General features: G+C 31.4%; 10 protein-coding genes. 6 read left to right on the top strand and 4 right to left on the bottom strand.

Annotated elements, in window-relative coordinates; all coding sequences use genetic code 11:
- The first annotated feature begins 113 nt into the window (after window positions 1-113).
- Together CW731_RS10125 and CW731_RS10120 are read left to right on the top strand one after the other, a co-directional pair.
- Window positions 114-2,978, top strand: coding sequence for a TonB-dependent receptor (locus CW731_RS10125; protein WP_100946613.1), 2,865 nt, complete (start codon window positions 114-116; stop codon window positions 2,976-2,978).
- Window positions 2,979-3,287: 309 nt separating this feature from the next.
- Window positions 3,288-6,242: a TonB-dependent receptor gene (locus CW731_RS10120; protein ID WP_100946612.1), complete on the top strand. Its 2,955-nt coding sequence runs from the start codon at window positions 3,288-3,290 to the stop codon at window positions 6,240-6,242.
- A 73-nt stretch (window positions 6,243-6,315) separates the two neighbouring features.
- Here CW731_RS10120 and CW731_RS10115 read toward each other — a convergent pair whose 3' ends face one another.
- Genes CW731_RS10115 through CW731_RS10100 form a run of 4 tightly spaced genes read right to left on the bottom strand, consistent with a single transcriptional unit; the run spans window position 6,316 to window position 9,710 of the window.
- A complete protein-coding gene (locus CW731_RS10115) occupies window positions 6,316-7,080 on the bottom strand; it encodes a UDP-2,3-diacylglucosamine diphosphatase (protein WP_198519809.1) in 765 nt (254 codons plus the stop codon).
- Between the two features lie 15 nt (window positions 7,081-7,095).
- Entirely contained in the window at window positions 7,096-8,667 is a 1,572-nt protein-coding gene (locus CW731_RS10110; protein WP_100946611.1) for a S41 family peptidase, read from the bottom strand.
- The gene (locus tag CW731_RS10105; protein ID WP_100946610.1) at window positions 8,660-9,085 is read right to left on the bottom strand and encodes a dCMP deaminase family protein; all 426 of its coding nucleotides are present in this window, start codon (window positions 9,083-9,085) and stop codon (window positions 8,660-8,662) included. The genes CW731_RS10110 and CW731_RS10105 overlap by 8 nt, the downstream gene beginning before the upstream one ends.
- 43 nt (window positions 9,086-9,128) lie before the next feature.
- On the bottom strand, window positions 9,129-9,710 hold the full coding sequence (locus CW731_RS10100; protein WP_100946609.1) for a HupE/UreJ family protein: 582 nt from the start codon (window positions 9,708-9,710) through the stop codon (window positions 9,129-9,131).
- 284 nt (window positions 9,711-9,994) lie between these two features.
- On the opposite strand from CW731_RS10100, the gene CW731_RS10095 reads away from it, so the two are divergent.
- The 4 genes from CW731_RS10095 to CW731_RS10080 are packed head-to-tail and all read left to right on the top strand — an operon-like array spanning window position 9,995 to window position 14,092.
- The gene (locus CW731_RS10095) at window positions 9,995-10,993 is read left to right on the top strand and encodes a GntR family transcriptional regulator (RefSeq protein WP_100946608.1); all 999 of its coding nucleotides are present in this window, start codon (window positions 9,995-9,997) and stop codon (window positions 10,991-10,993) included.
- A gap of 1 nt (window position 10,994) precedes the next feature.
- Window positions 10,995-11,891: an aldose 1-epimerase gene (locus tag CW731_RS10090; RefSeq protein WP_100946607.1), complete on the top strand. Its 897-nt coding sequence runs from the start codon at window positions 10,995-10,997 to the stop codon at window positions 11,889-11,891.
- Window positions 11,892-11,901: 10 nt separating this feature from the next.
- On the top strand, window positions 11,902-13,050 hold the full coding sequence (galK, locus tag CW731_RS10085) for a galactokinase (RefSeq protein ID WP_100946606.1): 1,149 nt from the start codon (window positions 11,902-11,904) through the stop codon (window positions 13,048-13,050).
- Window positions 13,051-13,069: 19 nt separating this feature from the next.
- Window positions 13,070-14,092, top strand: a complete 1,023-nt coding sequence (locus tag CW731_RS10080; protein ID WP_100946605.1) for a UDP-glucose--hexose-1-phosphate uridylyltransferase — start codon at window positions 13,070-13,072, stop codon at window positions 14,090-14,092.
- Window positions 14,093-14,145: the final 53 nt, after the last annotated feature.

Below are 14,145 nucleotides of genomic sequence, written 5' to 3'. Positions count from 1 at the left end.
GAATTTTTAAGGGTATGCTTTTTCTTTTTCTGTCTTATATAATAAATCGGTTACTGCATCTTTGAAGAAAGCAGCAACTAGTTAAACAGATTTATTAACTAAATAATTTATTTATGAGACAAAAGTATTTATCAAAATTATGTGCATTTGCTATTCTATTTATGCTTCCTCTAGGATTCATGGCGCAGACAATAAAAGGGAAAGTAACAGACAAATCAGGAAGTGCATTACCTTACATGAATGTTCTAGTAAAAGGAACTTCTACAGGAACTACAACTAGTGATTCTGGTGAGTTTAGCCTAAACGTTAAGGGTTTACCAGTAACTATAGTTGTATCTTCTATCGGTTTTAAGACTAAACAAGTAAAAGTAACAAGTAACTCTTTCTTAAACATTACAATAGAAGATGGGGACGAAGCTTTAGATGAAATTGTAATTACAGGGTCAAGAACTCCTGCAAGAAGTAATACAAAAAGTCCTTTACCAATAGATATTGTGTCTGCAAAAGATTTAGTTTCTACAGGACAAACCAGTTTTGATAAAGCTTTACAATACAAGATTCCATCTTTTAGTACGGTACAAACACCAGTTAATGATGCAACTTCTTTACTAGATCCGTATGAAATTAGAAATATGGGACCAAGTAGAACATTAATTCTTATTAACGGTAAGCGTAAAAACTTAAGTGCTTTATTATACACACAGACTTCTCCGGGTAGAGGTGAAACGGGTTCAGATATTTCTGGAATTCCAATTGATGCAATTAAAGATATACAAGTATTAAGAGACGGTGCTTCTGCACAATATGGTTCTGATGCAATTGCAGGTGTAATTAATATTATTTTAAAAGATAGCCCAGATGCTGGTTCTGCTACATTAAGAACAGGATTAACTTCTGAAGGTGATGGGGAAATGTTTGGTGTTTCTGTGAACAATGGTTCTTCTATTGGAGACGATAAAGGATTTATCAATTATACCGTAGATTTTTCTAAAACGAATGTTTCTAACAGACCAGGAACAGTTGATGCTGCTGGTGAAGCTGCAGATTTCGGAGCAAACATTGCAGATGTAAACGAATTTTTAAGTAGAAATCCAGATGCTAATAATATAAATGGAGCACCAGAAACTGCTGCTGCTAAATTTTTAGTAAATGGTTCTTATAAATTAAGTGAAGAATCTAATTTATATTTTAATGGTGCTTTTATTAACAAGAAAGTAAATTCTTTTGCAAATTATAGAACTCCTTATTGGAGAACTCTTGCAGATGATCCATATTTAGCAGGTTTTTTCCCGGGAGACCACCCAACAAATGCTGGTGGTTATGATGGTTATGTACCAACATTCGAAGGAGATTTAAATGATTATAATGCTACTATTGGTTTTAAATCTGTAATTAACGATTGGAATGTGGATGCTAGTTTTACAACTGGTGGAAACTCTCAAACTTATAAAGTAAGTGATTCTCATAATAGAAACGTTGTATATTCTCCATCTACTTGGGTAGATGCAAATAATAACGGAACTATAGATCAAGGTGAGGTTACTGAAGGTTCTCAATTATACAGAGAAAATTCTAAGAGATCTTTCGATCCAGGAGGAACAGGGTTTTATCATAATGTTGGAAATTTAGATATTTCTAAAATTCTTACAGATAACTTAAGTGTTGCTTTTGGTACAGAATTTAGATATGAAACTTTTGAAATTATTGAAGGAGAATTAGGTTCTTATGATGGTGGTGGTGCAGATTCATTTGCAGGAAATAGCCCAGAAAATTCAGGGAAGTTTACACGTTATAACTTTGGTGGTTATGCATCTTTAAATTGGAACCCAACAGAAAACTTAACTTTAGACGGAACAATTAGAAGTGAAAATTATTCAGATTTTGGTAATGCTTTTGTTTGGAAAGCAAGTGGAGCTTATACATTTAATGACAAGTATACTTTAAGAAGTTCTGTATCTACAGGGTTTAGAGCACCAACATTACACCAAATTTATACACAGAAAGCACAATATAGTTTTGTTCCGGGTCAAGGAATTCAAGTAGGTGGTTTGGTAAACAATGTGTCTTCACAAGCTGGTCTTTTAGGAATTGATAAGTTAGATGCTGAAACTTCAACAAACTTTACATTAGGTTTAGGAGGTAAAGTAAATAGAAACTTAAGTTTTACTTTAGATTACTATAGCATTAATGTTAAAGATAGAGTTGTTTTAAGTACAGAGATTGGAGCTACAGCAGCAGGAAATACTGCTTTAGATCAAGTTTTAACAAACAACAATTTAAGTGATTTAAGTTTCTTTACAAATGCTATAGATACAAAAACTTCTGGTATCGATGTTGTTATAGGTTATAACAAAATTGAAGTAGGAGAAGGTAAATTAGGTTTTAATTTATCTGGAAACTATGTAATAGAAAATGCAAGAGATGGAGCCGTTAAGAACCCAACAATAGTTGCTGATGCAGGACAATCTGTAGTTAATGAAACTCAAGAAGCTTTATTCTTTACTTCTAGACCAAAAACTAAATGGATTTTAGGAACTACTTATGATATTGGTAAATTCGGTTTTTCTCTAAATAACACATATTTTGGTAAAACTAAATTTGCACAACAAGGATTGCAAAATTTAGAAAGTATTTTTGTGAATGCTGCAGATATACCAGCAGGAGCAGTACAAGATGGTGGTTCTGATTTAAGAACAGAATTTACACCAAAAGTAGTTACAGATTTAGGTATTAACTTTAATGCTACTGAAAAGTTAACATTATCTTTAAATGTGAATAACTTATTTAATATATTACCAGAGTGGAGTTTTACAAATGCAACTGCAACAGGGCAGGCAATTATTGACGGTGCTGCTGTTACAAATTCTCCATCTAACTTAATTACTTTTAACCAGCGTTATTCTCAAATGACATATGATGGTTATCACTTTAGCCAATTAGGTACAATGTTTAATTTATCTTTAAACTACCAGTTTTAAAGAATAATTATATTTGATTAATTAGAAAATGCTACCCGAAAGGGTAGTGTTTTTTTGTATAATAAGTGAAAACGAATCTAGTAGCATTTCTTGTAATAAAAAAAGAAGCTATTATTTAAAGGTAATTTATACGGAGATAAATATGTCTTAAGTATTTATTAAGTGCTCAAGCTATTACTAAGAAATAAAAAAATAGTATCTAGTTTTATTTAAAAGCAATCTCTAAAAAAAATGATTTATGATAATATTCATTGCCTTTGTAAATTAAAACGTTAATTTTAGTTAAATATTAATTCAAAATAAATAATTATGAAACAAAAAAACACACACAAATTTTTAATGTTTACCTTTTTGTTTTTGTTGCCTCTAGCAATGGTTGCTCAAACTATTAAAGGGAAAGTAACAGATGCTTCTGGCCAAACGTTACCTTATATGAATGTTCTTATTAAAGGAACGTTAAACGGAACCACTACAGATGATAATGGTGAGTTTAGTATTAAGGTAAAAAGTTTACCAATAACACTAGTTGTATCTTCAATTGGTTATGAAACAAAAACGGTAAATGTAACTAGCAGTTCTTATCTAACAATTGTTGTTAATGAAGACAATGTCTCTTTAGGAGAAATTGTTGTTATTGGATCAAGAAACCCAAATAGATCTGCTATAGATTCTCCTGTGCCAATTGATATTGTTGATATAAAAGAATTAGCAGCATCATCACCACAAGTTAATTTAAATCAAATTTTAAATTTTGTAGCACCTTCATTTACGTCAAACACACAAACTATTTCAGATGGTACAGATCACGTAGATCCTGCTTCATTAAGAGGTTTAGGTCCAGATCAAGTATTGGTATTAATTAACGGAAAAAGAAGACACACTTCTTCTTTAATAAACGTAAATGGTACTTTTGGTAGAGGTTCTGTAGGTACAGATTTAAATGCAATACCAGCAGCAGCAATTAAGAGATTAGAAGTTTTAAGAGATGGTGCAGCAGCACAATATGGTTCTGATGCTATTGCAGGAGTTATAAATATTGTTTTAAATGAAACGGTAAACGAGTTGTCTCTAGCAGTAACTACTGGAGCCAATTTTAGTAAAAATGCAAATGCACAAACAGGTGGTGTAGATGGCGAAACTACAAACATTAGTGCAAGCTACGGACTGCCTTTAGGTGAGAATGGTGGTTTTATTACTTTTTCTGGAGATTTTGATGTTCGTGAACCTTACAACAGAATGAAAGAATGGGAAGGAGATATTTTTAATGGATATAATGTTGTTGAAAGATTAGCAAATGCAGCTAATTATGATACCACAAGATTCTTGTCTTTAGCAAATGGATTAGACCCAGCATCTAATGAATACAATACTATTTTGAATGATTTAAAAGGTTTTTCAAATACGGCTGGTTACCCTACAACAGCAGGAGATGATTTAGCTGCGCTACAAACAATATTAGGTGCCGATGCAACTACGTCTGAATTGGCAGCAAGAAATTTGAATAGAACAGACTTTAACATGAGAGTTGGGCAATCTAAAGTTCGTGGAGGTAGATTTTTTGCCAATTTTAAATTACCGTTAGATGACAATGGTACAGAAATCTATTCTTTTGCAGGAATGAGTTCTAGAGATGGTAGCTCTGCAGGTTTTTACAGATTACCAAATCAAAGTAGAACGTATACGCCTGCTTATAATAATGGTTTTTTACCAGAAATTAATTCAACAATTTCAGATAAATCGATAGCTGTTGGTGTTAAAGGTAAGATTGGAGAATGGAATGTAGATTTTTCAAATACTTACGGTAGAAATGCATTCGATTATAGAATAGGGAATACCTACAATGCTTCTCAAGGAAAAGCATCTCCAACAACTTTTGATGCTGGTGGGTTTGCATTTTCACAAAATACTACCAATTTAGATGTATCTAAATTTTATGAAGATACTTTTGAAGGATTTGGCCTTGCTTTTGGAGCAGAACATAGAATTGAAAACTATGAAATTATTTCGGGTGAAGAGTCTTCTTATACACAATACCAAGCAGATGGGCAACCATTTAGTGGTGTAGCTGGTACTACTCCGTTAAAAGATTTCTTTGGAAGTTCTAGACCAGGTGGATCTCAAGTATTTCCTGGGTTTGGTCCAAAAAACGAATTATCAAGAGGACGTAATAGTGTTGCAGGATACATAGACTTAGATGCAAAATTTTCTGAAGTATTCTCAACTACTTTCGCAACGCGTTATGAAAACTATTCAGATTTTGGTGCTACCGTTAACTTTAAGTTAGCGTCTATTTATAAAGCATCAGACAATTTTAGGATTAGAGCTTCATTTAACACTGGTTTTAGAGCACCTTCTTTACATCAATTAAACTATAACTCTACATCTACTATTTTTCAAGATGGTGTTCCTGTAGAAGTAGGTACGTTTGCAAATGATAGTAAAGCAGCACAATTATTAGGAATTCCTCAATTAAAAGAAGAAACTTCTAATAGTTTTAGTGCAGGTTTTACAGCAAAATTACCAGAGTCTAATATTACATTTACTGTAGATGGTTATATTGTAAATATTGATGATAGAGTAGTGTATACAGGTCAGTTTAAACCTACACTTATTGCTGATGGTCTACCAAATGCAGGTGAGCCAATTGATGCCGCTAACCTAGAGCTTTCTAACTTATTAGTTCAAGCAAATGCAACGGCAGCATCTTTCTTTGCAAATGCAATAGATACAAAATCTACAGGTGTAGATGTTGTAATTTCACACAAAGCAAATTTTGGAAAAAATACAAGATTAAAAACGGATTTATCAGGAACTTTTTCTCAAACAAGACAAGTAGGAGGAATTAATTCTTCGCAAATTTTAAAAGATGCAGGGCAAGAAAGCACTTATTTTCCAGAAGATAGTAGAATCTATTTAGAAGAGGCAGTACCAACAACTAAAGTGAACTTAACAAATAGTTTAACTTCAGGAAAGTTTAATGTTTTCTTTAGAAATGTTTACTTTGGAAAAGTGTCTGAGGCAACAAACTCGATTGCTAATCAGCAAAACTTCAATTCTAAAATAGTTACAGATTTATCTCTTGGTTATAAGGCTACAGAAGACTTAACATTAACTATAGGTGCTAATAATTTATTAGACGTATACCCAGATAGAGCTATTGAAGCGAACCGAAGTGGTGGTCGTTTCGACTGGTCTAGAAGATCTCAACAATTTGGTGTTAGTGGTCGTTTCTTATTTGCAAGAGTAAGTTTCAACTTAAAATAAACCAATGTATTTTATTAGAAAAAAGCGGCAATTTGCCGCTTTTTTTGTTTTAATTATATTTTTGATATAAATACTATTCGTTTTTAAGTAAGTTAAAAGTGTTCTCTGAAAAGGCACCATACGTATAATATTGTATCCAATCGCCAAGATTAATATACATACTATTCTTTTGTAACTTTATTTCTAAAGGAAGATGTCGGTGTCCAAAAACAAAGTAATCATAGTGTTTTTCTGTCAGTTTCTTTTTACAATATTGCACCAACCATTCGTTTTCTTCTCCTAAAAATTTAGCATCTTCATCACCAGAAATCATTTTATTTTTTACCGACATGTATTGGCCAAGTCTTACGCCAATATCTGGGTGAAGCCATCTAAACATCCATTTAAATAAAGGAAAGGTAAATACTTTTTTCATGCGTTTATAGCCTTTGTCTCCAGGGCCTAAACCATCTCCATGTCCAATTAAAAACTTTTTATTATTGATGAGAAATTCTTGAGGAGCGTGATATACAGGAATATTTAACTCTTTTTCAAAATAATCATGCATCCATAAATCATGATTACCGACAAAGAAGTAAATAGGAATTCCTGCATCTTTAATTTCGGCTAATTTTCCTAAAACTCGAACAAAGCCTTTAGGAACTACCGTTTTATATTCAAACCAAAAATCGAATAGATCACCTAAAATAAAAATGGCATCAGCATCTTTTTTAATGGTATCTAACCAAGCAACAAACTTTTTTTCTCTAGGAAAACTAGCTTCAGCAGTTGGCGCACCTAAATGTTGATCTGAAGCAAAATATACTTTTTTGTTTTCTGAGGTGGTTATTTTTATCATTGCTACAAAGAAAAGCTATTCGTTAGTACTTTCCAACTCCAAAACTTTTTGCAGCATTTTGTCTTCTTGATGAATAATTCTATAAAAACCAACATCACCAAAAAGGGCATTTGCAATAGAGGCTTTTAAATATTTTTGGATGTTCTGTTTTGCTCTAAAAGAAGGTTTTGTTTTGTCTTTAATATCAGCTAAATAGCTATTAAAAATGGCTTCATCTTTATCAAAATCATCAATATATGTAGTTATAGACCATTTTCTTAACTCCTTTCTATGTGTGTCTACATAATCGAAAGCAAAATTATTAATGGTATTAAAATAAAAGTTAGTCATATAGGAAGTTGTATCTATACCTACAAAAACATCAGGAATTATACCACCACCGCCATAAACAGTTTTTCCTTTAGGAGTTGTAAATTTTAAAGAATCTATCACTTTTATACTATCTCTACTTAACAACTCTCCGTTAGAAAATCTTTGTTGAAAATTTTTGTAATAATTTTTATTTCCGTGACCAGCATACGGTTTTTGTATAGATCTACCTGTTGGTGTATAGTAACGAGCTGTTGTTAAGCGAACCGCAGAACCATCGCCTAGATCCATTTCTATTTGCACTAAACCTTTCCCAAAAGAACGTCTTCCAATAATAGTTCCTTTGTCGTTGTCTTGTAAAGCGCCCGCAACAATTTCTGAAGCAGAGGCAGAGTTTTCATCAATTAAAACATACAAACCACCTTTTTCAAAATCTCCTTTAGAAGTTGCAAAAGATTCATCAATTTCACCCTTGTTATTTTTTGTAAATACAATTAGTTTGTCATCTTCTAGAAATTCATCAACAATACTATTTGCAATGTCTATAAAACCACCACCATTTCCCCGAAGGTCTAGAACAAGAGCTGTCATTCCCTCATCAATCAAGGTATTTAGAGAAGATTTAAATTCTGTATAGGTATTTCTTGCAAAACGATCTAGTTTAATATACCCAATAGAATCATTAATCATATAAGCTAAATCGACACTTTTAATATTTACTTTTCCACGAGCAATTATAACATTAAAAAGAGAATCTGTGCTTTTTCTATAAATTTGAAGATTTACTTCTGTATTTGGTTTTCCTTTTAAGAATTTAGGAATTGCATCGGCTATTAACTTTTTTCCAAAAAGGGTGTCTTTATTAGCCATTAAAATTCTATCACCAGCTTTTATTCCCGCCTTAATACTTGGTCCTCCTTTTATAGGTTGAACAACAGTAATCGAGTCTGAAATCATTCTAAATTGAACGCCAATTCCTACAAAATTACCTTGCATGTTTTCTTTAACTGCTTGTAGGTTTTCTTTCGGAATATAGACAGAATGCGGATCTAACTCGCCCAACATTTGTGTAATTGCACCGTCTAATAAACTGTCTGTACTCACTTTATCTACGTAATCGTTTTCAATAAAGTTAATTAGTTTTCTTATTTTATTTTCTTGGGAAGAACTTTTTGAGAAAGATAACAAGTTGCTAGAGCTTCCGCTAAAAGACATGCCTATTAAGATTCCAAAAACAACTGCGATTGCAAGAAATAATGGAAGGTTTTTTTTATTCATAAGGTAAATGTGTGATTTTTACACCTGCTTTTTCTAAAAATTCTATTCCAGAAGTATCTCTGTAGGAGTTTGCATATACAACTCTTTTTATACCTGCTTGATGAATTAGTTTACTACATTGTGTGCAAGGTGATAGGGTAATATATAAAGTTGCGTTTTTTGCAGATTGTGTAGAGCTTGCAACTTTTAAAATTGCGTTGGCTTCTGCATGTAAAACTTCCCATTTGGTGATGCCTTCTTCATCTTCGCAGCAATTATTAAAACCTGTTGGTGTTCCGTTAAAGCCATCAGAAATAATCATTCTGTCTTTTACAATTAAAGCGCCAACTTGTTTCCGTTTACAGTGAGAAAGTTTCCCCCATTCTAAAGCCATTTTTAAGTAAGCTTTGTCATATTTTAACTGTTTTGTTTCTGTCATAAAACGAAAGTAAAAAGATTCATAAGAATGTTGCGTTAATAAATTACCAAAATACTCTGTCTAACATCATTTGAATAGAGAAACCAATTACAATAGATGAGCAAACTAAGATCCAATCTCTTCTAGTAACTCTTAAAAAATTCTGAAGAATAGTACCAATAATTAAGATTCCTAAAACAATAATTATTTGTGCAGCTTCTATACCTAAAGCGAATTCTAACAACGGAAAAAGTTTGTCATCCTCTTTACCAATCATCATTTTAAAATAATTAGAGAAGCCTAACCCGTGAATTAAACCAAAAAACAAGGCAAAAATTAAATTGGTATTTTCTTTTCCTGTGGATGATTTTTTGGCTGTAAAAACATTAATAACACCGGTAATAAAAATGGTTACTGGAATTAGAAATTCAATCAATTTCATGTTAACACTTAGAATTCCGTAAGCAGATAATGCTAATGTTATCGAATGCCCAAGCGTAAAAAGTGTAACCAACCATAAAACTTTTTTAAATTGATTAAAGCTGAAAACAACAGCTAAAACTATTAAAAATAAAATATGATCATAAGCATTAAAGTCTAAAACATGGTTTAGACCCATTTTAAAGTAAAGAATAAAATCGTTCATCGTTATAATTTTCAGAGGAATTTCAAAGATATGAAAAGAATGAATTACTTAGTTAATTTCTAACAACAAGATAATTTTAAGAAGCATTTTTCTTTAATACTTCTCGAAATTGAAAGTAAAAATAGATGTATTTTTTATTTTTTGTTTCTTTTGGTTGTCGTATAGATGGTGTGTATGTTGCTTATTGTTATGGTATTATGTGTTGTTTTTGTTGTTTTGAAACCTTAATAACACACCAGTGCGTACTAGTTGTTTTTGTATGTAAAATGAGCTACTTTTGTTTTATGGGGATAGTATCACTAGAAAAGAAATCTAAAACACCTAAATACAAGCAAATAGTTGCTTCTATTGAGAAGGCAATTATAAATGGTGTCTTAAAAAAAGGGGATAAATTACCTTCTTTAAATACAATTAAAGAGCAACATTCTCTTTCTAGAGATACTGTTTTAATCGCTTTTAATGAATTAAAAAATCGCGGAATTATCAACTCTGTGGTTGGTAAAGGTTATTATGTAAACAGTGAACATATAAAAGTTGCAAAAAAAATATTTTTACTTTTTGATGAACTTAATTCTTTTAAAGAAGATTTATATAATTCTTTTTTAGAAAATTTAGGAGAAGACAATCAGGTAGATATCTTTTTTCATCACTTTAATAATGATGTTTTTAGCAAGCTTATAAATGATAATATTGGTAATTACAGCCACTATGTAATTATGCCTGCAAACTTAGTTGGTACAGAAGCCGTTATTCAGAATTTAGCTAAAGAAAAAGTATATATTTTAGATCAGGTTCATGAAGAAATTTCTCAATATCCTGCCGTTTATCAAAATTTTGAAAAAGATATTTACAACGGACTTACAGACGGACTTTCAGTATTAAAAAAATACAATAAACTCATTTTATTATTTTCTGATGACAGGCAACCCAAAGGAATTTTAAAAGGTTTTCAGAGTTTTTGTATAGAAAATAAAATTCCGAATGAAGTTGTTTCTTCATTAAATAGCCGAACACCAAAGAAAGGAGAAGTCTATTTTGTGTTAGATGATAAAAACTTGATTGTAATTATTAAAAAAATAAAACAAGAAAAATTAATTATAGCAGACGACATTGGTATCATTTCTTTTAATGACTCCATTTTAAAAGAAGTGGTAGCAAACGGTATTACAACTATTTCTACCGATTTTAATTTGATGGGGAAGAAATTAGCCCAAATGATATTGAATAATGAAGACGAACGAATAGCAAACCCTAGTAGTTTCATCAAAAGAAAATCTTTATAATATGTTTAAAGTTGATAAAATAAACCAAAACGGTTTCAGTTTTTTAGAGTTAAAAAATACAGACGAAAATAGTATTGCAAGAATTTGTTTAAACGAAGGCGGAAGGTTGCTAGAATTTACTTTTAACACGATTGCAATTGTAAAAGACGTACCTAGTTTTGAATATAGAAACTCGTATGCTTCTGCAATATTATTCCCTTTTGCAAATAGAATTGAAAACGGAAAATATACTTTTAATGATAAAAATTATCAATTTAACTGTAATGAAGATGGTGGTAGAAATGCGTTACATGGTTTGGTATACAATAAAGAATTTCAATTTAAAGAAGAAGAAATTAGTGCTAATAAATGTGCTGTAACGCTCTGTTATCAAGAAGATAAAAAGACGAAAGGTTTTCCTTTTACTTACAAAATATACGCAACATATACTTTAACTAAAGAAGGGTTGAGTCTTTCTATAAGAGTGAAAAATACCGACACCTATTCATTTCCGTTTACTTTGGGCTGGCATCCTTATTTTTTCTGTGAAGATTTACAAAACAGCTCTTTAAGTTTTACAAGTGATAAAAAAATAGCGTTTGATAAAAACCTAATCACAAAGGGAATTGAAGGATACAAAGGGGATTCCGTTTTTAAGATTGAAGACAAACAATTAGACGATTGTTTTATTCTAGATAATAATAAAATCGATTTTAAAACGGTTAAGTATCAATTAGAAATAACATCAAACTTAAAAGAAAACTTTTTGCAGATGTATACTCCAAAAGGATTGCCTTTAATTGCAATTGAACCAATGACTGGGGTTTCTAACAGTTTTAATAATAAAATTGGGCTACAAGTTTTAGAGCCAAATACGTCTTATTCCTTAACATGGAATGTGAAAATAAATAACAATTAAACTTTTTACAATGAGTAAGAAATTAATACAAGAAGTGAAAACAAAGTTTATAGCTGTTTTTGCAAAAGAGCCTTTACTTGTTTTTTCTCCTGGAAGAATAAATATAATTGGAGAACATACAGATTATAACGGTGGTTTTGTTTTTCCTGCTGCTGTAGACAAAGGAATAGCAGCCGCAATTCAAAAAAGTGATGCTGGTAATTGTACTGCAATTGCGTTAGATTTAGATAGTGAAATTAGGTTTACGCTAGATACTTTAAAACCATCTAAAGAAGGAAGTTGGGGAAATTATGTTTTGGGTGTTGTTGCTGAAATTCAGAATCGTAATAAAATTATTGGAAATTTTAATATTGTATTTAAAGGAAATATTCCTAGTGGTGCAGGTATGTCTTCTTCTGCGGCTTTAGAAAATAGTGTTGTTTTTGGTTTGAATGAATTGTTTGAGTTGGGTTTAACAAAAACAGAAATGATTCTAATTTCACAAAAAGCAGAACACAATTATGTAGGTGTTAAATGCGGAATTATGGACCAATACGCAAGTATGTTTGGTATTAAAAACAATGCGTTATTGTTAGACTGTAGAGCCATAGAATCTGAATCTTTTGAAATAGATTTTAAAGATCATGAGTTAATGCTGATGAACACCAACGTAAAACATAGTTTGTCTGATAGTGCTTATAATGATAGAAGGTCTGCCTGCGAAAGTATTGCAGAACTGTTAAATATTAAAACGTTAAGAGAAGCAACTGAAGAAGATTTAGAAAGAATAAAAGATAAAGTTACGCCAGAAAATTATCAAAAAGCGTTGTATGTAATTCAAGAAATTGAAAGAACTCAACAAGCTGCAAAAGCAATTAAAGAGAATGATTTAGAAAAACTAGGTGCTTTAATTTATGGGTCCCACGATGGTTTACAACATCAATATAAGGTAAGTTGTGTAGAGTTAGATTTCTTGGTAGATCAAGCGAAGAAAAATAAACATGTTTTAGGAGCGAGAATGATGGGCGGAGGTTTTGGCGGTTGTACCATTAATCTAATTGCAAAAAGTGAGTCAAAAGTATTTGCAGAAGCTGCAGCTAAAGCATACAAAAATAAATTTAACAAAGAATGTTCTGTCTATTTTGTATCACTTTCAGAAGGAACACATTTAGTAAAATAAAGAACTAAAAAATATTAAAATGGAAAATAAAAATTTACAAGACTATTCTCATAAGAGGTTTAATATTTTAACGGGAGAATGGGTTTTAGTTTCTCCTCATAGAGCAAAACGTCCGTGGCAAGGTCAAAATGAAGAGATTTCTACAGAAAAGAGACCTTCTCATGATAAAAGCTGTTATTTGTGCGCTACAAATACACGTATAAACGGAGAGGTAAATCCTGATTATAAAGATGTTTTTGTATTTACAAACGATTTTGCAGCACTTCAAAAAGATTCTCCTTCTTTTTCTGTGGATGAAGGTTTGTTAAAAGCTAAAAGTGAAAGCGGTATTTGTAAAGTAATTTGTTTCAGTCCAGATCACTCTAAAAGTTTGGCAGAAATGGAAGTTGAGGATATTAAAAAAGTGGTGCATGCGTGGCAAAAAGAATTTACTACTTTAGGAGAAAATGAAGGGATTAACTATGTACAAATTTTTGAAAACAAAGGTGCAGTAATGGGTTGTAGTAATCCGCACCCTCACGGACAAATATGGAGTCAGTCTACGTTGCCAAATGAAGTTGAGAAAAAAGATATTCATCAGAAAAAATACTATCTAGAGAACAACACTAGTCTTTTAGGAGATTACTTACAGCAAGAATTAAAAGCAAAAGAACGCATTATCTTTGAAAATGAAGATTTTGTTGTGTTAACCCCTTTTTGGGCAATTTGGCCTTTCGAAGTGATGATTGCACCTAAAAAAGCACAGAAAAATATCTTAGAACTTTCAGATGCTGAAGCTAAGAATTATGCCCAAGCAATTTCTGTAATTACAAAAGCGTATGATAAATTGTTTCATACTTCTTTTCCGTATTCAAGCGGAATTCATCAAGCACCAACAAACGGAGTAGATAATGCTCACTGGCATTGGCACATGAGTTTTTATCCGCCACTTTTAAGAAGTGCTACTGTAAAGAAATTTATGGTAGGTTATGAGATGTTTGGTTCTCCGCAGAGAGATATTACTGCAGAAATAGCCGCAAACAGATTAAAAGAATTAATTTAATAAAGTTAAACTTTATAGCCTTTTTAGAAACAAATTAAAAAAAGGGAGTAACT

This window comes from Polaribacter sp. ALD11 (assembly GCF_002831685.1).
Classification (GTDB): Bacteria; Bacteroidota; Bacteroidia; order Flavobacteriales; family Flavobacteriaceae; genus Polaribacter.
The sequence above is the reverse complement of the archived record's forward strand: the minus strand, read 5'-3'. Positions and strand labels throughout refer to the sequence as shown.